Annotated in this window: 19 protein-coding genes and 1 pseudogene; 9 read left to right on the plus strand and 11 right to left on the minus strand. The window is 54.9% G+C overall.

Going from position 1 to position 23,432, the window contains the following annotated elements:
- Window positions 1–65 precede the first annotated feature (65 nt).
- Window positions 66–2,648: pseudogene (gene tssH / locus SPL01S_RS20755) on the minus strand (type VI secretion system ATPase TssH); the annotation flags it as partial.
- A gap of 436 nt (window positions 2,649–3,084) precedes the next feature.
- On the opposite strand from tssH, the gene tssF reads away from it, so the two are divergent.
- The 7 genes from tssF to SPL01S_RS20790 are packed head-to-tail and all read left to right on the plus strand — an operon-like array spanning window position 3,085 to window position 11,823.
- The gene (gene tssF / locus SPL01S_RS20760) at window positions 3,085–4,965 is read left to right on the plus strand and encodes a type VI secretion system baseplate subunit TssF (protein WP_062789723.1); all 1,881 of its coding nucleotides are present in this window, start codon (window positions 3,085–3,087) and stop codon (window positions 4,963–4,965) included.
- Window positions 4,962–5,990 (plus strand): type VI secretion system baseplate subunit TssG, encoded by a 1,029-nt coding sequence (gene tssG, locus SPL01S_RS20765; RefSeq protein WP_062789721.1) that lies wholly within the window; start codon window positions 4,962–4,964, stop codon window positions 5,988–5,990. Before tssF ends, tssG begins: the two co-directional genes overlap by 4 nt.
- Window positions 5,991–6,043: 53 nt before the next feature.
- Window positions 6,044–7,129 carry a type VI secretion system protein TssA gene (locus SPL01S_RS20770; RefSeq protein ID WP_063202666.1) on the plus strand — a complete coding sequence of 362 codons (1,086 nt, stop codon included), beginning with the start codon at window positions 6,044–6,046 and terminating at the stop codon, window positions 7,127–7,129.
- Window positions 7,129–8,121, plus strand: coding sequence for a fimbrial protein (locus tag SPL01S_RS20775; protein WP_073972088.1), 993 nt, complete (start codon window positions 7,129–7,131; stop codon window positions 8,119–8,121). The genes SPL01S_RS20770 and SPL01S_RS20775 overlap by 1 nt, the downstream gene beginning before the upstream one ends.
- Before the next feature lie 27 nt (window positions 8,122–8,148).
- On the plus strand, window positions 8,149–9,495 hold the full coding sequence (locus tag SPL01S_RS20780; RefSeq protein ID WP_063202574.1) for a GlcNAc-transferase family protein: 1,347 nt from the start codon (window positions 8,149–8,151) through the stop codon (window positions 9,493–9,495).
- Window positions 9,489–11,318, plus strand: coding sequence for an OmpA family protein (locus SPL01S_RS20785; RefSeq protein ID WP_063202577.1), 1,830 nt, complete (start codon window positions 9,489–9,491; stop codon window positions 11,316–11,318). The genes SPL01S_RS20780 and SPL01S_RS20785 overlap by 7 nt, the downstream gene beginning before the upstream one ends.
- 13 nt (window positions 11,319–11,331) lie before the next feature.
- Entirely contained in the window at window positions 11,332–11,823 is a 492-nt protein-coding gene (locus tag SPL01S_RS20790; protein ID WP_063202579.1) for a DcrB-related protein, read from the plus strand.
- A gap of 134 nt (window positions 11,824–11,957) precedes the next feature.
- On the opposite strand, the gene dinB is transcribed toward SPL01S_RS20790, so the two are convergent.
- Window positions 11,958–13,019, minus strand: coding sequence for a DNA polymerase IV (dinB, locus tag SPL01S_RS20795; RefSeq protein WP_063202582.1), 1,062 nt, complete (start codon window positions 13,017–13,019; stop codon window positions 11,958–11,960).
- Window positions 13,020–13,256: 237 nt separating this feature from the next.
- On the opposite strand from dinB, the gene SPL01S_RS20800 reads away from it, so the two are divergent.
- Window positions 13,257–14,153, plus strand: coding sequence for a glycerophosphodiester phosphodiesterase family protein (locus tag SPL01S_RS20800; protein ID WP_063202584.1), 897 nt, complete (start codon window positions 13,257–13,259; stop codon window positions 14,151–14,153).
- Window positions 14,154–14,190: 37 nt separating this feature from the next.
- Here the strand turns inward: SPL01S_RS20800 and nqrM are convergent, their stop codons facing one another.
- From nqrM to SPL01S_RS20840, 8 genes are read right to left on the minus strand one after another with little or no spacing between them, the layout of a single operon-like run.
- On the minus strand, window positions 14,191–14,418 hold the full coding sequence (gene nqrM / locus SPL01S_RS20805; protein ID WP_063202586.1) for a (Na+)-NQR maturation NqrM: 228 nt from the start codon (window positions 14,416–14,418) through the stop codon (window positions 14,191–14,193).
- Between the two features lie 7 nt (window positions 14,419–14,425).
- Complete coding sequence (locus SPL01S_RS20810) at window positions 14,426–15,457, minus strand: FAD:protein FMN transferase (RefSeq protein ID WP_063202588.1); 1,032 nt, start codon at window positions 15,455–15,457, stop codon at window positions 14,426–14,428.
- Window positions 15,458–16,681, minus strand: coding sequence for an NADH:ubiquinone reductase (Na(+)-transporting) subunit F (gene nqrF, locus SPL01S_RS20815; protein ID WP_006321304.1), 1,224 nt, complete (start codon window positions 16,679–16,681; stop codon window positions 15,458–15,460). It abuts the gene before it with no gap.
- 15 nt (window positions 16,682–16,696) lie between these two features.
- Window positions 16,697–17,293, minus strand: a complete 597-nt coding sequence (gene nqrE / locus SPL01S_RS20820; RefSeq protein WP_004949072.1) for an NADH:ubiquinone reductase (Na(+)-transporting) subunit E — start codon at window positions 17,291–17,293, stop codon at window positions 16,697–16,699.
- Between the two features lie 6 nt (window positions 17,294–17,299).
- Complete coding sequence (locus SPL01S_RS20825; RefSeq protein WP_004949071.1) at window positions 17,300–17,929, minus strand: NADH:ubiquinone reductase (Na(+)-transporting) subunit D; 630 nt, start codon at window positions 17,927–17,929, stop codon at window positions 17,300–17,302.
- Window positions 17,922–18,716, minus strand: coding sequence for a Na(+)-translocating NADH-quinone reductase subunit C (locus SPL01S_RS20830; RefSeq protein WP_063202591.1), 795 nt, complete (start codon window positions 18,714–18,716; stop codon window positions 17,922–17,924). Before SPL01S_RS20830 ends, SPL01S_RS20825 begins: the two co-directional genes overlap by 8 nt.
- Window positions 18,706–19,947: an NADH:ubiquinone reductase (Na(+)-transporting) subunit B gene (locus SPL01S_RS20835; RefSeq protein ID WP_063202593.1), complete on the minus strand. Its 1,242-nt coding sequence runs from the start codon at window positions 19,945–19,947 to the stop codon at window positions 18,706–18,708. The genes SPL01S_RS20830 and SPL01S_RS20835 overlap by 11 nt, the downstream gene beginning before the upstream one ends.
- A 3-nt stretch (window positions 19,948–19,950) precedes the next feature.
- Window positions 19,951–21,300, minus strand: coding sequence for a Na(+)-translocating NADH-quinone reductase subunit A (locus tag SPL01S_RS20840; protein ID WP_063202595.1), 1,350 nt, complete (start codon window positions 21,298–21,300; stop codon window positions 19,951–19,953).
- 595 nt (window positions 21,301–21,895) lie between these two features.
- Between SPL01S_RS20840 and dpaA the strand changes: the two genes are divergently transcribed.
- Window positions 21,896–22,663: a peptidoglycan meso-diaminopimelic acid protein amidase gene (gene dpaA, locus SPL01S_RS20845; protein WP_063202597.1), complete on the plus strand. Its 768-nt coding sequence runs from the start codon at window positions 21,896–21,898 to the stop codon at window positions 22,661–22,663.
- Here the strand turns inward: dpaA and SPL01S_RS20850 are convergent.
- Window positions 22,598–23,401, minus strand: a complete 804-nt coding sequence (locus SPL01S_RS20850) for a class II glutamine amidotransferase (protein ID WP_004949060.1) — start codon at window positions 23,399–23,401, stop codon at window positions 22,598–22,600. The genes dpaA and SPL01S_RS20850 overlap by 66 nt on opposite strands.
- Window positions 23,402–23,432: the final 31 nt, after the last annotated feature.

Consider the following 23,432-nt stretch of genomic DNA (forward strand, 5'->3'; position numbering starts at 1 on the left):
TCTTGTGAATAATTGACATTCATCGCTATTTTTTCATTTTCAGACTTGGAATCGCCCGCCATGTTTAAAACGGCAGTACCAATTTTGGGCAGAATGTTTTTTTCAATGAAACGGATCAGCATCCTTGCTCCAGTTTCAGCGACCGGGCATTGGTTAACTATGTGCTGTACCAGTTCCGCACTGAAGGTCAGCGCGATACTGTAATGCGCTCTGGCACGTTCAGCGATGCGCTTAAGGTGAATATTGACAATATGCTCCAGCGAGGTCGTTGCCAGCGGCAAATAAGGTATGACCGTAACGCGCCCCAAGAAGGCTGCCGGGAACACTTTCAGTAATGCCGGCTGCAACAACGTCAGTAAACCTTCTTCATTCGGCATCGAGTCCGGATCGGCACAGGTGTTGCTGATGATTTCGCTACCCGTATTACTCGTAAGTAAAATAACAGTATTACGGAAATCAATCTGGCGGCCTTCACCGTCTTCCATTGATCCTTTATCGAATACCTGGAAGAACAGCTCATGCACATCCGAATGTGCTTTTTCCACTTCATCGAGCAAAATGACGCTATAGGGTTTACGGCGAACCGCTTCGGTTAATACGCCGCCTTCCCCATAACCCACATAGCCCGGCGGGGAACCTTTTAGCGAAGAAATCGTATGCGCTTCCTGATATTCACTCATATTAATGGTGATAAGGTTCTGCTCGCCGCCATAAAGCTGGCTAGCGATCGCCAGCGCCGTTTCTGTTTTCCCTACGCCAGATGGCCCCACCAGCATAAATACGCCAAAGGGTTTTTGCGGGTCAGCAAGCCCAGCGCGCGCCGTTTGAATGCTCTGGCTCAGGCAGGTCAACGCATATTGTTGGCCAATCACTCGTTCCGAGAGGCGCTGCGGCAACTCCATCACAGCGCTAACGTCATCCTTCAATACTTGTCCTACCGGGATCCCCGTCCAATTCGCCACAATAGAAGCGACCACGCTGGCATTGACTTCTGCCTGGACCAGCGGCTGCTCGCCGCGCATTTCGCTCAGTGTGACTTCCAGTTCATTCAAGCGTGCCTGTAAATACTGGACTTTTTCCGTTTCGTAGACCGCTGAGCCTTCCGCCGTGACGGCCAAAAGCTGTTGGCGCGTATCGACAATGTTGGCAACCAGTTCGCATTCCTGCACCCAGCGGCGATCAAGAAGCTTCGCCTCTTCCGCATGATCGTCGATAGCGTTCTGAATAGACTCAATGCGTTTGCTGTCTTCTTTGCCGAAACCGATCGCTTTTTCGAGTAGCGAAAGCTCTGCCTGCGCTGACTGACTGAGGAATTTCAGCATCTGCAGTTCCGCCGGCGGCGCATGCTGTGCAACGGCAACCCTTGCGCAGGCAGTATCCAGCAGGCTGATGGCCTTATCGGGCAACTGACGAGCGGGAATATAACGATGGGAAAGACGCACCGCTGCACGAATCGCCTCATCCATGATCCAGACGCCGTGATGCTTCTCCAGCACCGGCAACAAACCGCGCAGCATAGCGATAGCCAGCTCTTCGGAAGGTTCTTCTACTTGCAGTACCTGGAAACGTCGCGTCAGAGCAGGATCTTTTTCAATGTGGCGTTTGAACTCGCTCCACGTAGTCGCACCAATCGTACGCAGTTGACCGCGCGCCAACATGGGTTTCATCAGGTTGGCAGCATCGCCTGTTCCGGCGTTGCCACCCGCACCGACCAACGTATGGACTTCATCGATAAAGAGAATCACCGGTTCAGCAGAATTGACGGCTTCTTCAAGCACCGCTTTTAAACGCGCCTCAAATTCGCCTTTCATGCTGGCGCCCGCGGAGAGCGCAACCACATCAAGCGTCAGCAGGCGAACGTTCTCAAGCGACGGGGGAACTTCGCGGGCGGCGATCGCCAGCGCCAGTCCTTCCACCACAGCGGTCTTACCCACTCCGGCTTCCCCGGTCAGCAACGGATTGTTCTGGCGGCGACGCAGCAGGATATCCACCATCGTGTTTATCTCTTTATCGCGCCCCAGAACCGGGTCAATTTTCCCTTCACGCGCCAGTGCTGTCAGATCCGTCGAATACTGCGACAGACCGCCGCCCTGCGTTGATCCCATTGAGTTACTGGCTTCGCCAGGAACACCGGCTTCACCAGGAATAACCGCCCCCCCGGCTAAATCGCTTTCTTCGGCCGAGTCACGAATGATATAGCCGAGATCTTTACTCAAATGCTCCAGCGGAATTTTTTCGAACACCGAGGAAATGGCAAACAGCGCACGGCGTAGCTCCATAGTCGTGAGCAGTGCAATCAGTAAATGGCCGCTGCGGATGCAATTATTGTGGCACTCCAGGCTGGCAAAAACCCATGAACGCTCAATAGCCAGTTCAATGTGGTATGAGAAATCGGAGATAGAGCTCGCCCCTGCAGGCAGGCGAGTTAACGCCTGAGCGAAATCACGCTCCAGCATTTCAGCATCCACTTCAAAATGCCGGATAATGTGCTTAATATCGCTATCTTGCTGTTGATATATTTGATTTAACCAGTGCACCAGCTCAACGTACGGGTTACCACGTAGTTTGCACAACGTAGTCGCGCTCTCCACGCTTTTAAATAAGATAGTGTTCAGCTTACCGAATAGGTTTTTTCTGGTTATCGCCACGATAAAACTCACTCTGTTTTAATTCAATTGTTGTTATCAGCCCATCCACTTTTTACACAGTAGAACAGGAAGCCGTGTTGCAATATGACTTGCATGACGGAACGTTGCTTTCGAACCATTGTAATTAACAAAAATGGAAATAAAACCCATCAATTCAACACACACCAAATTTTGAGAATTGAGCCCGGTAGATATTCTTAAGAGAATGGGGGGGGAATCTGATATTTTAAGAATTATGCCCGAGAGGTATTCTTAAAACTGCAACTTGAATTAATAATCTCGTCGTAAATTTTTTTTTACTTTATAAAATTGCTACCGTTAAAGATGAGAGGTCAGCTCAGTAGACACCAGGGAGATATGTTTATCTTGATTCTGAGTGTTTATCTCCGGATCTACAAAAAATCTCTTTTCGCCATTATAATTGACAGGATGCCAAGTGGAACACAACTTCCTAGACTACTACAACCGGGAACTGACATTCGTCAGGGAAATGGCGCAAGAATTTGCCGAGCGACATCCTAAAATCGCAGGGCGCCTGGGGATGCACGGTATTGAGATTGCAGACCCTTACGTGGAGCGCTTAATTGAGGCATTTTGCTTTTTATCTGCCAGGACGCAGATCAAACTTGATGCCGAATTCCCTAAATTCACCCAGCGGTTACTGGATATTATCTATCCAAACTATAACTCACCGACGCCTTCTATGGGCGTCGTCCAGTTGAAACCGAATTTAAGTGAAGGGGACTTAACGCATGGCTATAAAATTCCTACGCAAAGCGCTTTCTATAGCCGAATCCTGCCTGGCGAAATGACCCGTTGTGAATTCAGGAATAACCAGAATGTTACACTCTGGCCGCTGGAGATCGCAGAAGTCAGACTCACATCCGTACCGCCAGATATTCCTAACCTGGAAAACTATCGCCTCAAGCATCATCAGTTGAAAGGTGCCCTGCGAATTAAACTCAAATTGCAGGGCGATCTGGTTTTTTCAGAGTTAAAAGGTTTGAATGAACTGCCTTTTTACATTCATGGCGACGAGCGTGTCGTTTCTCACACCTTTGAATTACTGCACGGTAGCCATGTTGCAATGGTAATTCGCAGCGGAGACAGAGAGAAACCGCAGTACCATGTTATCAATAATCAGCCTCTTAAATTTGAAGGCATGGATCCTGACCAAAGCCTTCTTCCCTTGCAATGGAATATGTTCCATGGCCACACACTCATCCAGGAGTATATTTCCTGTCGTGAAAGGTTTTACTTTTTCACTATCACCCAGTTGGCCACAGCACTGGAAGGAAATGACTCTAACGAAGTTGAACTCATTATTCTGCTGAACAGGCTGCCGCAGGATTTAATCTCACATGTGGATAGTTCACGCTTTTTGCTCTTTTGCACGCCGGTGATAAACCTGTTCCCGAAACGGGTAGACCGAATCGAGGTCAACCGGGCGCTGAACAACTTTCATATTGTTCCAGACCGCAGTCGTCCGCTCGATTACGAGATTTTTTCCGTTAATAAAGTGCTTGGCCTACAGGCGGAAACCAGCGAAGAGCTGACATTTAATCCGCTTTATCAGACCCGACACAGCGACAACGGGAATTTCGGACGCTACTTCTCCGTAAAACGCGAAGTCAGGGCAAAAGAAAGTACCAGCCGCAAATACGACACCCGTACACCTTACAGCGGTACCGAAATTTTTATCTCATTGGTCGACCAACAAGAGGCACCCTATGGGGAGCAAATTCGCTACCTGCTGGTTGAGGCGACGGTAACCAATCGTGATTTACCCCGTTTGCTAACCAGCACGGGCAGCTTTGATCTCACCATGTCAGATTCCGTCCCCATTCACGGAGCCCGGTTTGTAAGTTCACCCAGTACCCCACGTTCCCCCTTCGCCGTGGGCGAGTCTGCCTGGCGCCTGATACGCCAGCTCAGCTTTAACTACCTGCCTCTCTCCGACATGGACCATGCTCAGGGCGGCGAGTCGCTACGTAACATGCTGCGGCTTTTCACTACCGCGGCCGATTTGGATTCGGTAGCACAGATTAACAGCCTGGTAGGGTGCAAAACCGAGCCGGTAGTGCGCCGATTGTCAGATGAGGGGTTGCTGGTTTATGGACGGGGGGTGTGCTGCAGCTTAACCGTAGATGAAGAGGGATTTTCCGGGGTTAGCCCCTACCTCTTTGGCCTGATAATGGAAAACTATCTGGCACGCCACGCCGCCATAAACATCTTTACGGAAACTGAACTGCATTCAATGCAGCGTGGCTTAATCGCACGCTGGAAAGCACGGCCAGGAAGGCGAGGCGTACTATGAATGACTTCGACGCATCCCTGCAACCGACGTCTCCGGCGGGTCTGGACAACTGGTACGATGAAAGTAAGCCCTGGGAAGCCGGTTTTATCAGTATCATGCGGGCCATTGCCGCACACACGCCAGACTCACCTCCGCCGGGTAAGGCCACGCTGCCTTCGCAGGAAAGCTTCCGGCTTGGACAGGTTGCCAGCATGGCGTTCTCACCGCGTGAGATCTCCGCCATTAGCCAGCAGGACGAAAAAATCAAGCTCCAGCTGTTTGGCTTAGGCGTTTGGGGTGCTCAAGGCGCAATGCCGCTTCATCTTTCCGAATTGGCCTACTCCCGCTACGAGCAGCACGATAAAACTCTTATAGACTTTGTGGATATATTTCACCACCGAGCCCTCAGCCTGTTTTATCGCGCCTGGTTTTTATCGCAGGACACGGCCTCACTGGACCGCAAAGACGATGAGCGTTTCTCGTTTTATGTCGGCAGTCTGGTAGGACTTGATCCTGCCGAACTGCCCTCTGGACCGCTTCCGATTCATACCCGACTGGCCTCTTCAGCACACCTTATTCGCGAAGCCCGCAACCCGGACGGTTTACTGGGCGCAATGCAGTATTACTTCGAAGTGCCTGTTCGCATGGAGGAGTTTGAGCTGCAATGGATTTTTCTTGAAGGCAAAGATCAAACCGTACTCGGCGACGATCGCTACGCCACGCTATTGGGCGACGGAGCCATTCTCGGTAACACGGTGCAGGACAGACAATACAAATTCAAATTGCTGATGGGCCCCTTGACGCTAGCCCAATACACACTGTTCAGTCCCTGGGGCAGTGACTTGTCGGTGCTGCGCGAACTGGTGCGCAGCTTTATTGGTTTTGAATACGCATGGGACGTACAGCTGGTGCTGGCCGCCAATCAGGTCCCGCAAGCCACGCTGGATGGCAGCCATCAGTTGGGTTACGCCTCTTGGCTTGAGCGAAACACATGCGATACGCCAGTCTTCGGCATGAGTTTCGAACCAGAAATGTATCACCGCTAGCGGCTCCCTTCGGGACGATGAGGCCGCCACTCATGGATGAAAAAGAAGTCGTTATGAATCAGAGATACAACCTGACTTGTTCAGATTATTACCAACACCTTATGCAACCCATCGAGGGGAACGCCCCGTGCGGCGAGAGCCTCGACTATGATCCCGCTTTCATCATGCTGCAATCCAAGCTTCAGCCCAAGCTGGGTGTTGAGTACGGCAGTTTTTTTGAGGCCGCTGAGCCGATTAACTGGGCGGAAACCGAGCGTGAATGCCTCGCCCTGCTGAAAAAAAGCAAGGATATCAGGCTGATAATCATCCTGATACGCTGCCGGTTACGCAAGATTGGCCTCCTGGCCCTGTCGGAAGGCACCGAAGCTCTGCATGCCTTGCTTCACGCCTGGCCGGACGACCTCCATCCGCAGCTTCTGGACGAGGGAGAGTTTGCCCCCATTCTGCGCGCCAATGCCTTTGCCGAGCTGGAAGACGCTACGGGCCTGCTGGCAGACTTGCGAAACCAGTCGCTGCCCAAAGCTTCCGGGCTGCAAATCACCATCAAAGAATTTGAGAAGGCTCATCAGGTTCCACGTGAGGAAGGGGCACTCTCTGACACCGCCGTCGCTGCACTGATCCATGAATGGCACATCAGCGCACGCGAAGGTCTTCGCCCGTTGACGCAAGCATCTCACTTCGTACTGCAGATCAAGAAAACGCTCGCAGAAACGCTGGTACATGACGCGCCCGAACTTGATGGGCTGGATAATATTCTGGGGCTATTCACCCGCGAGTTTGGCAGTGAACTGCCCGCGGAAGCTGAAATCTTGCAGGAGACTATCCCCCAAGCGTACGCCGAGCAAGACGCCTTACCTGCACCCGCCGCTGAAACGCCTGTCGCCACTGAGAACGCCAACCTCTCTCTCCCTACAGCAGCGATATGTGCAGCGCCAGAAACGCGCCGCGGTATTGGCAGCCGCGCAGACGCGTTACACCGCCTGCAGGAAGTTCGCAGTTGGTTTGCCATGACCGAACCCAGCAGCCCATTAATTCAGATGCTGAAGTACGCCGAGGACAGCATCGGTAAAAACTTTGCCGACCTCTTAAAAATGTACCCCCCTGAAATTATCGCACTGATGAATCAAGAGAAGGAATAATGATGTTAAGGATCTCTCTCATTATGCTCTCAGCGCTCATTCTGTCGCCAGGTGCTGAGGCTGTCTGTACACTTGCCCGCGGCGCGCCAACCCCGCTGGCTATTCCTTCACAAGTGATTCATATTGCCGCCGATGCGCCAGTAGATACCTCAACACCTATCGCTCAGTACGATAGCCCGGCGGCGGGGCGGGACATTGGCTACGATGAATGTATCACCGGTACGGAATACGGCAAACGTACGCTGAACCTGTTTGGCCAAAACGCCTCGACAAAAATCTACCAAACCAATATTCCAGGTATCGGCATTAAATTGCTCGCGAGCAATGGCTCCGCTTTCGGTAACTTTCCTTCAACCAGCTACCTTAAATTTCCGAACGGCGAAACAATAGGTACTCTCGATATCCCCTCGCAGTCTTACTATCGCATCCAGTTTTTTAAAACCGTCGATAATCTGCGCCTGAGTAACCCTTTGGGCGATATCGTTCTGCCACCCGGTACCATTGCTTACAACTATCTGATGACGGCAGATCCTGCCTCTTTCACCATGAATCTGACCATCGGCGAAATGAAAGTGATCAGCACACCGACCTGCACTGCCGATAACGCGAAAATCATCAACTTTAACGATGTGACCCCTTCGCTGCTGAGCAGCGGCGTCACCCGCAATCTGGACTTCGCCATTACCTGCAAAAGCGACTATGGCTCCTATTCCGCCAAAGCATCGATTATCACAGGAACCCCCTCATCGGACGCTTCCTATATCCGTGTAGAAGATGCTCTGGGCAACAAGGACCGGCTGGGAATAAGAATCACCGATAGTTCCGGTAAAACGATGAAGGTCGACGGCAGTACCTCAGAACAAAAAACCGGTATCACCAGCCAGGGCCCCGCAGAATTTTCCTGGAACGCTACGTTGATTGCCACTAACAAGTCCGCCCCTGCCGGCGGAGTTTTCTCCGCCAGGGCGGAAATCGTTTTTGATATTAAGTAATAGAGTCTTTTCATGGATCGAGAATATATGAATAACCCTGCAACAATTTTTATCAGCATAGCCAGCTATCGTGATCCGGAATTATTGCCCACGCTGCGGGATATGCTGCGGCACGCTGCTCATCCTGAAAATCTCCATATCGCCATTTGTTGGCAGGATGATGAAGAGCTGGAGATTTTCGAACAAGCCGGGCTGGAACCTGTGGGTAGCCGAACCGTCGCTGGCTATGAAGCATTGGCTTATCGCTATCGCCAGGCTCGAATCGACATTATTAGCGTACATTATTACGCCAGCAGGGGAGCCTGCTGGGCACGCAGCCTGGCAGAAACGCTGTTTGAGAACGAAAGCTATTTCCTGCAGATAGATTCCCATTGCCGCTTTACCCCCAACTGGGATGAAGAAATGATCGCCATGCTGCACCAACTGCGTGCGAAATCAGCGCTACCCATTATTTCTTCTTATCCCCCCGCTTATTCCCCTGGAGAAGACGAAGAAGCGAGCAAGAAGGCTTACGTCAGCCGTTTAATCTTCCGTGAATACAATCCGCAGGGAATACCGATGTTCAGTTCCACGCCCTTTGAGGCAAGCGCACCGGTGCGCGGCAGCTACCTCGCAGGCGGGTTCATCTTTACCAGCGGTGATTTTGTTAAAACCGTCCCTAACGATCCGCAGATTTTCTTCGCCGGCGAAGAAATCGCCATGGCCGTGCGCTCATTCACGCACGGATACGATATCTACCATCCGCACAAACCGTTGCTCTGGCACTACTACCAACGTAAAGAGCACAACAAGGTCTGGGGCGATCATACCAATCAGGCTAAGGATGAGGGTGTGGTCGAGAAAGCGTGGTGGGAAAGGGACAACATCTCGAAAAATCGTGTCAGAACACTGCTGGGCCTGGAGCCTGACAACGCCGCCAGTCTGAGCCCTTACGTGCTGGGAAGCCAGCGAACCCTGAGGCAATTTGAGTATCAGGCGGGCATTTACCTGAAAAATGGCACGGTGTTACCTGAAGTAATGGCGCCAGAATTGGTGAACTTTTTCACCCATGTCCCCACTGACGAAAACGAATGGATCAGCCGTCAGTCCGCCTACCACAAGAAAGCCCTCACGCTGAATAAGTCGGAATACAGTACCAGTGAACCGGATATGAGCGACCTGCATTTGAGCGTTTATAACGAGCAAAATGTCCTGCTGTATAAGCGCACGCTGGGGATCGCGGAGCTTGAGACGTTACGGGAAAAATCGCCAAATGACGAACTGACCCTTTCAATCGAATTCAAAACCGCCAGTACGGTTCACCCCACCGTCGTACGGATATGCCCGTGGTCCACAACGTCGGGCTGGGGTGCGATCACGGAGAAAGCATGGTGAAAAGCGAAACCTTCTTTTGCAGGCTGATTGGGATCGATACCCTGTTCTCTTTCGACGGGATCATTCCCTCCGCCGCAGATTTCCAGCTCAAGCTAACCTCGTTGATAGAGCAGCTCAATAAAGCTCTGCTGGCGGAAAACCAGCTGCAGGCAGAGAGCGAAGCGCTCTGCCAAGCCTTGTGCGGTTATTTCGACAGGCGTCTCACCAACGACCCACAGAATAACTCGTTATCCTGGCAACGTTATTCGCTGATGCATTACTTTTACGGCTACAACGAAAGCAAAGAGGCCCCATCCTTACCCGATCAGTTGGACGCCTTATTGCATAGCGACAGCGAAGTGATTTTCCGCTACGCCTGGAAACTACTGGCTCTCCTGATTCAGGTAGAAGGGCAAACTGAAGCCTTGGTTTCGCTCCGCTCAGCCTCCCGTGCCCGTTACTTTTCCCGCGTTCGTCCCGGCTTAGCGTCAGCGAAATCAGAACCCACCCTCTGGGGAACGCAAAACGATACGCTTCCGGATTCGCCGCGTCTGATGGTGTATGTCATTGGGCCGTTTGCCGGTAAATGGTTTAGCCAATCCGACCTTTCCACCAGTAACGACAGTGGGATTGTTTGGGTTGTCGCTGAGCACGCGACGTCGCTTGTTAAACGACTCGCGCATTTGAAGGAAAACCACAGCTCGATAGCTACCCTCGCCTTTTTCCCGCTGCTTGCCGACGGGTTTCAAAACAACGGGATCATGATTGAACAAATTACCGCGTGGCAGTATGCCTTTTCTTCCACACGGCTTCCCGAACACCTGCCTTGCTTGCTGGGGTTGTATACGCGCCTGAGTCAACAGCGCTACCCACACGATCCCGATCGAGCAATCTGGACCGGAGGTTTGGTGGCTCCCCCCTACGGAGGTCTGAAGTTGGAACCCCGCCTTGTTGAGCTGATTGACGAGCTTGATGCCAGCGATGACGGCAACGATATTTACGCCATACAGCGACACGCGCTGGGCTCTACGTTCGTAGCCTGGCTTGCTGAAAATCGGATAATGAATGTTCTGCAAACTATGTTTGACAGTACACAGCTGGATCTCGCCGGCGTTACGCTGGCCGACCACGGGCAGGGATTCACCCGCCACGGCGCATGGTCCCTTTGGCTTGCGGAGAAGTACAGTATTCTGCCGGGCCTTTCCGCTTCAATTGCTATGCCTCCGCTGCCTATTATTCCCCTCCCGCCGAGAGTGGAAACAGCACCGCCTCTCCCCGGGCCTGTTCCGACGATCATTGCATTAAAACCAGCCCGTCGACGTTGGCCGAAAATCACCGCACTCCTGATTCTGTTCACTTGCCTGGCGGGCGGATTGAGTTATTACCACTGGCCACATTGGGGGGGAATACACGCCCCGTTGACCCAGCTAAAACCGTTTCGAGCACTCCTCAAGGAGCCCACTCCGGCCTCAGACGTCATCCAGTACACATTAAGTGGCACCGCCCCGCTGTTTGAAAATGGCAGCAGTAACCTGATGCCCGACAGCGAAAAGATGCTCGCTGAAATAGTGCCAAAGATGGTTCGTGCCCCAGAACAAATGTTCCTCATCATCGGCCATTCAGACAATACGGGATCCGCCGCCGTCAACCTGGCGCTTTCAACCGAGCGAGCCCGGGTCATTCGGGACTGGCTGGTTGAACACGGCAGCCTGTCAGCCAGTCAGTTCATCGTTGAAGGCGCGGGAAACTCCCGCCCGGTGGCCAGTAACGACACCCAAAAAGGACGTGCGCAAAACCGCCGCGTCGAGATCATTCCGTTATCAACGCAAAGCAATAAGGATTAAGAGAAACCCGCTTATGAGCAAAAAACCAATGTCCTACCCTATTAATGAAGGCACTTTCGTGACGCTGGAAAATCCAGAAGATCAGTCGATTAATATTCTTCGTTATATGGACGACGACCATAACCCCTACAACATTCTGATTAACCGCGCCACGCTGGAAACAGATCAGACCGTAGATGACTTTTGCGAAAAGCAGTGGGAAAAAATGAAGCGTTCCGTGCCGGGATTCGAAGTGGAAGGGAAAAACCTGAAACATGAAATTGGCCCTGCAAAGCTGCCCGTGCTGCAGACCGCCAATAAATTCCTGGAGGACGGTGGCTGGGTCCGGCAGGTATCGTCCATTATTACGCTGCCTTGGCACCCTCAGCTCAACCCCGATTCTCGCAAACTGTTGGTGTTTACGTTGGCGGTAAACAATGATTTTACCGAAGCACAGCGCAAGCATTACGTGCGTATTATCAACAGTTTTATTCCTGTAGAAGCCCCAATCAGCGTCGAAAATTGAGTCTTCTCCTCGTACTGCACCAAGCCCCTTTTGGGGCGTGGTGCAGTAATTCCGGACACGACAATAACCTACAGCGTAGCTTGGCCGTTATCCTTGGCTCATCAAAGAAAGTCCGCACCTCTCGCCGGCCTTTTTTATTCCCACGGCAACAGCAGTTGCCGCTCAAGCTGCGGATCCAGCAGCGTTACGTGCAAGCCGACCAAGCGCACGCCACGGCCTTCCCGCCGCTCACGCCATGCCTGCCGCGCCACGTTGAGCAAATCGTCTTTATTCAGCACCGGCCAGACATGCTCCTGAGTGGTCTGCTGAAAATCCTGAAACTTCAGCTTCACGCCCTGCCGAGCGATATGCAGGTCCGGTTTCACCTTGCGCAGCCGCATTTCCAGCTCGGGATAGAGCTTGTCGACAATCAGCGCCTCGCAGTCTTCCCAGTCATGAATGTCTTCCGCCAGCGTGCGTTCCACCCCCACCGATTTACGCAGCCGCTCCGGCGAAACCTCACGCAGATCAATGCCCTGGCAGCGCTCCCACAGCACCCGGCCAAACTTGCCGAAGCGCTTGAGCAGCAGCGCCAGATCGTACTGCTGCACATCGGCGCAGGTGATTAGCCCCACGTCTTCCAACCGTTTGGCGGTCACTTTGCCCACGCCGGGGATTTTGCTCAGCGGCAGTTGCCGTAAAAAAGCCGGCACCTGCGCCGGCGTAATGACGTATTGCCCGTTCGGTTTGTTCAGCTCCGAGGCAATTTTGGCGAGGAACTTGATCGGTGCGATGCCCGCAGAGGCCGTGAGATTAAGCTCTTCGGCAATCGCCTGGCGGATTTCCTGGGCGATCAGCGTCGCCGAACCGTTGCACTGGGTGCAGTCGGTCACGTCCAGATAGGCTTCGTCCAGCGACAGCGGTTCAATCAGCGAGGTGTAGCGGGCAAAAATTTCGCGAATGTGCAGCGAGGCTTCCTTGTACGCTGCCATGCGCCCTGGCAACAGCTTGAGGTGTGGGCACAGTTTGAGCGCCATCGCCGTCGACATGGCGCTGTGCACGCCATAGCGGCGTGCTGGGTAGTTGGCGGTGCTGATCACTCCGCGTCGGTCGGCGCTGCCGCCGATCGCCAACGGAATATCGCGCAGGCTGGGATCGTCGCGCATTTCTACCGCCGCGAAGAAGCAGTCCATATCGACATGAATGATTTTACGCATCGCGCCTCCAATAACACTGTATAAGTATACAGCCAATAATCGAAAGCTCAAGACTCGGTGGACATGGAAAAAACGGCGTTTGAGCCAGATATTTCCGCGTTGTTAAAAAAGCTTAATTTTTCAATAGTATGATTTCCGCTGACTTACTCTCTCATCCTTGTACCCTATGGATTTCATGCGGCGGCTCACAAGGCTGCGGCTCGAAAGACGACGGGGACATCATAAAAGGTATTCCGCATGATCAGGTTTTCCCATTTGCTGTTGGCTTCCGCACTGTCGCTGGTTTCGCTGGCGACGGGTGCCGCCGTCGGCCATGCCCCAGCCATTATCGCCCACCGCGGCGGCACCGCAGACGCGCCGGAAAATACCCGCATCGCGATTGAAACTGCCCTGAAAAATGGCGCCGACGCCATTTGGATTACGCTGCAGCAATCCAAAGACGGCGCGATCGTGCTGTACCGCCCTTCCGATCTCAAAGCATTGACCAACGAGCAGGGACCAGTCTCCGCCCATACTGCCGATCAACTGGCCAAAGTGGATGCCGGCTGGTCATTCGCAAAAGGTGAAACGCATCCGTTTCGCGGCAAAGGCATAGGTATCCCGCGTCTGGACGAGATCCTGGAGGCTTTCCCCAAGGTGACCTTCTATCTGGATATCAAGTCGCCGGACGCCGATCCGGCGCAATTTGGCAAAGCGCTACTGGCGACGCTGGAAAAGGCCGACAGCCTGAACCGTACCCGCGTGTATTCTACCGATGCCAAATACCTGCAAGCGCTGCCGCCACAGATCAAACGCTTTGAAAGCCGCGACGAAACCCGCACCCTGCTGGCCAATATCACCATGGCGCACCAGTGCGAATTGAAAGCGGATAATCAGCAACCGCGCTGGTACGGGCTGGAGCTGAAACGTGAAGTGGAAGTGGTGGAGAAATACACTTTGGGCGAAGGGCGCTCGAAAGCGTTTCTGACCTGGGATAAAGAGTCGATCGATTGTTTCCGTTCGCAAGGTCCGGTGCACATCATTTTGTTCGGCGTCAATTCACCGGCGGAATACCAACAGGCACTGGCGCTGGGGGCCGATGGGGTGATGGTCAACTCACCGGCCGACGCGAAAAACTTTCGCAAGGCCAAATAGCCGGTAGAGAAAGGGGCGCCACGTGCGCCCCTTGTAGTCAGATGATCCGGTGTTTTTCCAACTGCAGCCGCCGCAGCGCCGCTTTGGCTTCGCGCTTCTTGCGCGCATCACAGGGCTCCGGGCAGTCGCAGACCTTTTCCATCCCCAGCGAAGTGATGCCGCCGCAACTGCCCTGCAGGCTTTTGCGCTTGAACACATAGCCCAGCGACATGCCGCCGATCACCAGCAGAAACAGCACGAAGGTGGCGATAAATACCGTCAACATAGCGGCCTCATAAGATCTTTTTCAGATAGGGTTTAAACGCCTCAGAGTAGCGCTCTTCAAATCCGTTGGCGGTTTTCACAATCATGAACACCGGGATCCCCATCAGGTTGGCCAACGCCATACCTCGTTCCGGCCCCAGCACGTTCAGCCCGGTCGACAGGCCGTCGGCGGCCATACAGGTCGGGCTCAGTACGGTGACCGAAACCAGATGATGATGGATCGGCCGACCGGTGATCGGATCTATGGTGTGCGAGTAGCGCACGCCGTCTTGCTCAAAGTAGTTGCGGTAATCCCCTGAGGTGGCGATTGATATCTCGCCCGGCTGGATCACCAACTGCGCTTTTTGCTCCACGCCGGCCGTCGGCCGCTCAATGGCGATACGCCAGGGTTTCTGCTCACCGTTGTAGCCGCGGGTACGCACCTCGCCGCCGATATCCACCATGTAATTTTTCACCTGCTGCGATTGCAGGTACTGGGCTATCACATCCACGCCATAGCCTTTGGCGATGGACGAGAGATCGACATACAGTTCCGGGATGTGTTTCACCAGTGCGTTGCCCTGCACCGACAGTTTGTCGATGCCGGTCCAGGCGCGGCGCTGTTCCAGTTCGGCAGCGCTCGGCACCTTGTCCGGCCGCCCTTCCGGGCCAAAGCCCCACAGATTGACCAGCGGCCCGACGGTCACGTCCAGCGCGCCGTCGGTCACGCGGTTAATGCGCAACGCTTCCAGCACCACCTCGGTGGTCGCGGCCGAGACCGGGAAGGGCTTGCCCACCTCGCGGCTGGCGTTGAAGCGGCTCAGTTCCGAGCCAGGCCGGTAGGTGGACATTTGATCGTTCACCAACTCCAGGCGTTTGTCGATCTCCGCCTGAATTCTGGCCGCCGACGGCGTGCCTTCGCCGGTGACATAACGGATCGAATAAGAGGTCCCCATGGTTTTGCCATCGAGATTCACCTGCTCCGGCCCGCACCCGGTCAACAACAACGTGGCGCCCAACGCCACCGCCGTCATCCAGCCCTTCATTGCCCCTATGCGCATTTAGCCACCAAAGTCATCCAGCATGATATTTTCATCTTCGACCCCCAGATCTTTCAGCATCTTGATCACCGCGGCGTTCATCATCGGCGGGCCGCACATATAAAACTCGCAGTCTTCCGGCGCCGGGTGGTGCTTCAGATAGTTCTCCAGCAGAACATTATGGATAAAGCCGGTGTAGCCGGTCCAGTTATCCTCAGGCTGGGGATCAGACAGCGCCACGTGCCAGGTGAAGTTTTCATTCTCCGCCTGCAGCCGGTTGAAATCATCCTCGTAGAACATTTCACGCAGCGAACGCGCGCCGTACCAGAAGGTGATTTTGCGCTTCGAGTTCAGGCGATTGAGCTGATCGAAGATATGCGAACGCATCGGCGCCATGCCGGCGCCACCGCCGATAAAGATCATTTCGGCATCGGTGTCTTTGGCGAAGAACTCGCCGAACGGCCCGGAGATGGTCACCTTGTCGCCGGCCTTCAGCGACCAGATATAGGAGGACATAATGCCCGGCGGCACGTCCGGCGCGCGCGGCGGCGGCGTGGCGATACGCACGTTGAGCATGATGATGCCTTTTTCATCCGGGTAGTTCGCCATTGAGTAAGCGCGCACCGTGGTGTCGTTCACCGCCGAGCGGTAGCGGAACAGGTTGAACTTGTCCCAGTCGCCGCGGTACTCCTCCGGCACGTCAAAATCGGCATAGCTGATGTCGTGGGCAGGCGCTTCTATCTGGATAAACCCGCCGGCGCGGAACGGCACATCCTCGCCATCGGGGATTTTCAGCTTCAGCTCTTTGATAAAGGTGGCTTTGTTATCATTGGAGATAACCTCGCACTCCCACTTTTTCACGCCAAAAATCTCTTCCGGCAACTCGATTTTCAGATTCTGCTTCACGTTCACCTGGCAGGCCAGGCGGCAGCCTTCTTTCGCTTCGCGCTTGTTGATGTGCGAAAGTTCGGTCGGCAGGATATCGCCGCCGCCCTCTTTAATCACCACCCGGCACTGGCCGCAGGAGCCGCCACCGCCGCAGGCCGAGGACACGAAGATCCCCTGACTGGAGAGCATGTTCAGCAGTTTGTCGCCCGCCGGGGCGTTAAAACTCTTGCCCTGATCGCCGTTAACTTCCACCGCAATGTCACCGGTGTTCACCAGCTTTGATTTGGCGAACAGGATCAGCAGTACCAGCACCATAACGATGCCGGTAAACATCGCGACGCCTAAAATAATTTCCATAGATTCTTCCCGCCTTTACAACTGAACACCGGAGAAGGACATAAAGCCCAACGCCATCAGCCCGGTGGTGATAAAGGTAATGCCCAGACCGCGCAGCCCTGCGGGGACGTTGGCATACTTGAGTTTTTCGCGGATCCCCGCCATCGCGACAATCGCCAGCATCCAGCCGGTGCCGGAGCCGAAGCCGTACACCACCGATTCTGCGAAGTTGTAGTCGCGTTGCACCATGAAGGACACGCCGCCGAAAATGGCGCAGTTCACGGTGATCAGCGGCAGGAAAATGCCAAGTGCGTTGTACAACGACGGGAAGAAGCGATCGAGGATCATCTCCAGAATCTGCACCAACGCCGCGATCACGCCGATAAAGGTAATGAAGTTGAGGAAGCTCAGATCGACGCCTTCCATCAGCGCGCCATCGCGCAGCACCAGGTTGTAGACCAGATTGTTCGCCGGCACCGAGATGCCGAGCACTATGGTCACCGCGATGCCCAGACCGAAGGCGGTCGACACCTTCTTCGACACCGCGAGGAAGGTACACATCCCCAGGAAGAACGCCAACGCCATGTTCTCGACGAACACCGCGCGCACAAACAGACTGATATAATGTTCCATCGGCCGTTACTCCTTTTCGATCTGTGCGGGCTTCAGGGTGCGCAGCACCCAAATCAGCAGGCCGATGATAAAGAACGCGCTCGGCGCCAGCAGGAACAGGCCGTTCGGCTGATACCAGCCGCCGTTCTGCACCGTATCCAGCACCGGAATGCCAAACAGCTTGCCCGAACCAATCAGCTCGCGCAGGAAACCGACCAGCACCAGAATCACCCCATAACCCAGCCCGTTGCCGATACCGTCCATAAAGCTTTCAATCGGCGGTGACTTCATGGCGTAGGCTTCGGCGCGCCCCATCACGATACAGTTGGTGATGATCAGGCCGACAAACACCGACAGCTGCTTGGAAATCTCGAACGCATAGGCGCGCAGCAGCTGATCGACCACAATCACCAGCGAAGCGATAATCGCCATCTGCACGATGATGCGCACGCTGTTCGGAATATGGTGACGGATCAGGGAAATAAAGAAGCTGGAGAACGCCGTGACCAGGGTCACCGCGATGGTCATCACCACCGCCGTTTCCAGCTTGGTGGTCACCGCCAGCGCGGAACACACCCCGAGGACCTGCAAGGCTATCGGGTTGTTGTCAAACAGCGGCCCGAGCAGGACCCGCTTAATCTCTTTGGAATCAGCCATTTTTCAGCGCTCCCTCACGAACTTTTTTCAGGAATGGGCCGAAACCTTGATCGCCCAGCCAGAAATCAAAAGTGTGCTGCACGCCGTTGGAGGTCAGCGTGGCACCGGACAAACCATCCACTCCGTGCTCATCCCCCGGGCGTGCCCCGCCTTTCACCACGCGGATCGCCGGCTTGCCGTCGTTATCAAACAGCTTTTTACCGATCCACTGCTGGCGCCAACCGGCATTCTCAACTTCACCGCCCAGGCCCGGGGTTTCCCCCTGATCGTAATACGTGATGCCTTTCACCCTGTTGCCGTCGCTGTCCAGCGCCACAAAAGCGTACATCATCGACCACAGGCCAGTGCCGTAGACCGGCAGCACGATTTGGTTCACCGCCCCGCCGTTATCGCGCACCAGATAGATCTCCGCCCGGTTGCTGCGGCGTTTGATGCCGGCCGGATCTTCGCCCGCCGACAAGGCGACGCTTTTGGCATCGTCACGCAGCGCAGCGGCCAGATCGAACGCCGCCGCATTGCCCGCCACAAACTCGCCGCTGTTCAAATCCAGCAGACGCGGTTCGATGCGCTGGGTGAACAGCGCCTTGACCTGCTCGCCTTCCATCTTCGGCTGCAACAGGCCAGCCACGTCGAGGATATTGCGCTGCTTGTCGAGCAGCTTTTGCTCTTGCTGTTTGGACTTCAGGCCGACGGCGGAACCCGCCACCACTACCGAACACACCAGACACAGCAGCAGCACCACCAGCAGCGTTTTACCGATAGTGTCGTTTTTAGATTCATTCGCCACGGGCTTTTCTCCGCTTGATGTTGGCCTGCACCACCAGATAATCGAACAGCGGCGCGAACAGGTTGGCGAACAGGATCGCCAGCATCATGCCTTCCGGGTAGGCCGGGTTGACCACCCGGATCAACACGCACATCACGCCAATCAGGATGCCGTACCACCACTTTCCCTTGTTGGTAAAGGCGGCGGAAACCGGGTCGGTGGCCATAAAGATCATGCCGAAGGCAAAGCCGCCCAACACCAGATGCCAATACCACGGCATGGCGAACAGCGGGTTGGTGGCGGAGCCGATGCTGTTGAACAGGAAGGCGGTTGCCATCATGCCGAGCATCACGCCGGCGACAATGCGCCAGGAAGCCACGCGGCCAAACAGGATAATCGCACCGCCGATCAGGATCATCAGCGTGGAGACCTCACCGACCGAACCCGGGATGTTGCCGAGGAAGGCGTCCATCCAACTGATCGACTGGCCGGTGGCTACGTTGCTCAGGCTGTGCGCCCCGCCCACGCTCCATTGCGCCAAGGGCGTCGCGCCGGAGAAGCCGTCGGCGGCGGTCCACACCAGGTCACCGGAGATCTGCGCCGGATAGGCGAAGAACAGGAAAGCGCGCCCCGCCAGCGCCGGGTTGAGGAAATTGCGCCCGGTGCCTCCGAAAATCTCTTTCGCCACCACCACGCCGAAGCTGATGCCCAGCGCCGCCTGCCACAGCGGCAGCGTTGGCGGCACAATCAGCGCAAACAAAATAGAGGTGACGAAGAAACCTTCGTTAATCTCATGCTTGCGGATGACCGCGAACAGCACTTCCCAGAAACCGCCGACGAGAAACACCACGGCGTAGATCGGCATAAAGTAGCAGGCGCCCAGCACCATTTTGCTGATCCAACCGGCATCCGCCGCCAGCGACGCCCCCAGCCATTGCGCCAGCCGGTAGTGCCAGTCGCCCGCCAGCACCTGCTGCAGTTGCTCGCCGCTGTACAGATGGTGCAGCGCCGGAATGGCCTGCTGGCCGACGTTGTACATACCCCAGAACATCGCCGGGAATACCGCCAGCCACACCAGGATCATCATGCGTTTCAGATCGATGGCGTCGCGCACGTGCGAAGCGCCGCGCGTCACCAGACCGGGGGTGTAAAACACCGTGGTAGTCGCTTCAAACAGCGGGTACCACTTTTCCAGCTTGCCGCCCGGCGTGAAGTGATGCTCGATCTTGTCAAAAAAGTTCTTCAGGCCCATCGGTTATCCTTCCTGCTCAATCTTGGTCAGCACGTCGCGCAGCACCGGCGCATATTCATACTTGCCCGGACAAACGAAAGTGCACAGCGCCAGATCTTCCTCATCCAGCTCCAGACAACCCAGCGCCTGCGTGCTGTCGGTATCGCCCGCCAGCAGATCGCGCAGCAGCAGAGTCGGCAGAATGTCCAGCGGCATCACCCGTTCGTAGTTGCCGATCGGGACCATTGCGCGCTCGCCGCCGTGGGTGGTGGTCGAGAAGGCGAACAGCTTATTTTTCAGGAAGTGGCCCAGCGTGGTGCGGGTGATGGAGAATTTGTCCGGCGAAGGCGCGATCCAGCCGAACAGCTGTTTATCACGCCCTTCCTGCAGCACGCAAACCTGCGAGTGAAAACGGCCGAGATACGCATTCGGGCCTGCGACATGAGTACCGCTCAGTACCGAGCCGGAAATCACCCGGTTTTCGCCGCCTTTAAGGCGACCGGCGGTCAGTTGCTCAATGCTGGCGCCCAACCGGGTACGCAGCAGCACCGGCTGTTCCACCTGCGGCCCGGCCAGCGCCACCACCCGACGGGTGTCGAGATGGCCGGTGGTGAACAGCGTGCCGATGGCGATGACGTCCTGATAGCCGATATGCCAGACGGTTTTTTTCAAACTGACCGGTTCGAGGAAGTGAATGTGGGTGCCCACCAGCCCGGCGGGATGCGGGCCGGCGAATTCGTTGTAGGTTATCTGCGCGCCAGGCTGTTTGCCCAGATTCGCACCTGCGGCGTGGCAAACGTGCAGCTTGCCGTCGGTCAGGCGCGCCAGCACCGCCAGCCCGGCGTTAAAGGCCTCCCGTTGCCCGGCAATGATCACCTGCGGATCGGCGGCCAACGGCTGGCTGTCCATGGCGGTCACGAAGATGGCGCGCGGGGTGGTGCCGGGACACGGCGTTTTACTGAAGGGGCGAGTGCGCAGTGCGGTCCACAGGCCGCTGGCGATCAGTTCGCCTTCAACCTGTTCTCGCGACAGCTCCGCCAGTTCGGCGACCGGATAATGAGCGAACTCAAGTTGCTCGTCACCGCTGTTTTCTATCGCAATCACCACGGACTGCAACACGCGGCGCTCACCGCGGTTGATTGCCGCAATGCGCCCGCTGGCGGGAGCCGTGAAGAAAACCCCGGGGTTCTTTTTATCTTCGAACAGCGCCTGGCCTTTCTTAACGGTATCGCCTTCCTGCACTAACATGGAAGGGCGCATGCCGACGTATTCTTCCCCAAGCAGGGCAACATGCTGAACTGGTGGGCCGTCCTGAATCGCCTGAACCGGGGCTCCGGCAATGGGCAGATCTAACCCTTTTCTGATTTTAATCATAGGATTTATACGATGTTGGCTAGGTTTACACGTCTTACCGGCCCCAGAGGCTGGTGCTGACGATGCCTGGATGATGAGACTGCAACGGCAGCCTCCGGGTTAAGCGCAACGGCATCACGCTCAACATGAATTTTTTCGCGCCGATAAAATGGGGTTACGCACATTCCCTTGATTAACTCCCGCCGGCCTCGTTTGGCACGATAAAAAAGGTTTTCTCGACAAAAACGCTGTTAATACCTTGTTGCCGCAGAGCCCATGTTATCGCCATGGAGATAAGCTCAAGGCCTTCTTATGCAACTGCAACAACAGGTTAATTGGAGCCGGAATATTAACATTTTTCACCACTTTGTTCTGCGTTGAGCAGTGACCTGAGTCAAGCAAATGCAATTAAATTTCTGCTGTTTTGCATCACCAATCGTTAAAAACTGCCTGTCGATTCACTTTTATCGAAGTTTGTAGTTTTTTTATACATATCGCATATTGCTAAAAAAAAACACACTGGTAATCTGGCGGGGTTTTAACGCAGTAAAACAATAATCAGTGGCATGCCGGCCGAGTTCATTGAGCCAGCAGATAAATATAAGCAGGAATAATAATGAGCAAAATCGCGCTGTTGTTTGCGATGCTTTTTTCTATGCCGATGATCACGGCCTGCAGCGCCAGCGAGCAGGTTCCCGAGGCACCGGTAGTTAAACAGCAATTAGTAGGTTCACCGGTCTATATTCAGATCTTCAAAGAAGAACGCACGCTGGAATTGTATGCCAAAATGGGCAACGAATTCCGTCTGGTGAACTCCTTCCGCATCTGTAATTTTTCCGGCGGACTCGGCCCGAAACGCCGTGAAGGCGACTTCAAAAGCCCGGAAGGTTTTTATAGCGTCGACGCACGCCATCTGAAACCCGACAGCAAATATTATCGCGCAATAAATATCGGCTTCCCGAACGATTACGACAAGTCGCAGGGTTATTCCGGCGCTTATCTGATGATCCACGGCGAATGTAAATCGATTGGTTGTTACGCGATGACCAACACCTATATGGATGAGATCTACCGTTACGTAGAAGCCGCATTCGCTTATGGTCAGAACCGGATCGATATCAGCATCTATCCGTTCCGCATGACCGAACAGAACCTGAAGCGTCACCGCACATCCAGCGATATCGCCTTCTGGAACCAGTTGAAACCGGGCTACGACTACTTCGTCAAGAATCACCAGCCACCGGTGGTCAGCGTCTCCAATGGCCAGTACGTGCTGGGTCAGCCCGTCATGAGCAGCAACCAGATGACGCAGTACGCGTCAACGGCTCCCGCTGCCAGCACCAACCCCTTCGCTCAAACCAAGCCGCTCACCGAAGTGAAATAATGCGAACTCGCCTGGCGCAATCTTGTGCCAGGTTTCATTCGCCGTCAGCGGTTGGGTAGCAATCACGGTGACCACATCGTCAGGTGTGGTCTGCTGCTGAAAATCAATCTCCACATCCTGATCGAGCAACGTGGCTTTGCCAAACGGCGCGCGGCGGGTGATCCAATATAAGTTGGTGGAGCAGTAGGCCATCACAAAACGCCCGTCCGACAGCAACATATTGAATACCCCTTTCTTGCGCAGTTGATCCGCCAGCAAAGCGATATAGCGGAATACCGGCGGCCAACGGCTTGGGGTGCGCGGGTATTTCAGGGAAAGCTGATGCAGCAGCCAGCAGAACGCATATTCGCTGTCAGTCTGGCCCACCGGGCGGAAAGTGCCGGTTTCCAACTGGCGATAGCCTTTCAACTGACCATTGTGCGCGTAGGTCCAGTTGCGGCCCCACAGTTCGCGGGTAAAGGGGTGGGTATTTTCCAGCGCCACTTCGCCGCGGTTGGCCTGGCGGATATGCGAGACCACCGCGCAGGATTTGATCGGGTACTCCTGCACCAGGCGGGCGATCGGCGAATCGAAACTCGGTTGGGGATCCTTAAACGTACGGCAGCCGTTCCCTTCATAGAAGGTAATGCCCCAGCCATCTTTATGTGGCCCGGTACGGCCACCGCGCTGAACCAGCCCGGTAAAGCTAAAGCAGATATCGGTCGGTACGTTCGCGCTCATCCCGAGCAGTTCACACATCGCTTGCCACTCCTTACCCACACTGGCACTG

The organism is Serratia plymuthica NBRC 102599 (assembly GCF_001590925.1).
Classification (GTDB): domain Bacteria; phylum Pseudomonadota; class Gammaproteobacteria; order Enterobacterales; family Enterobacteriaceae; genus Serratia; species Serratia plymuthica.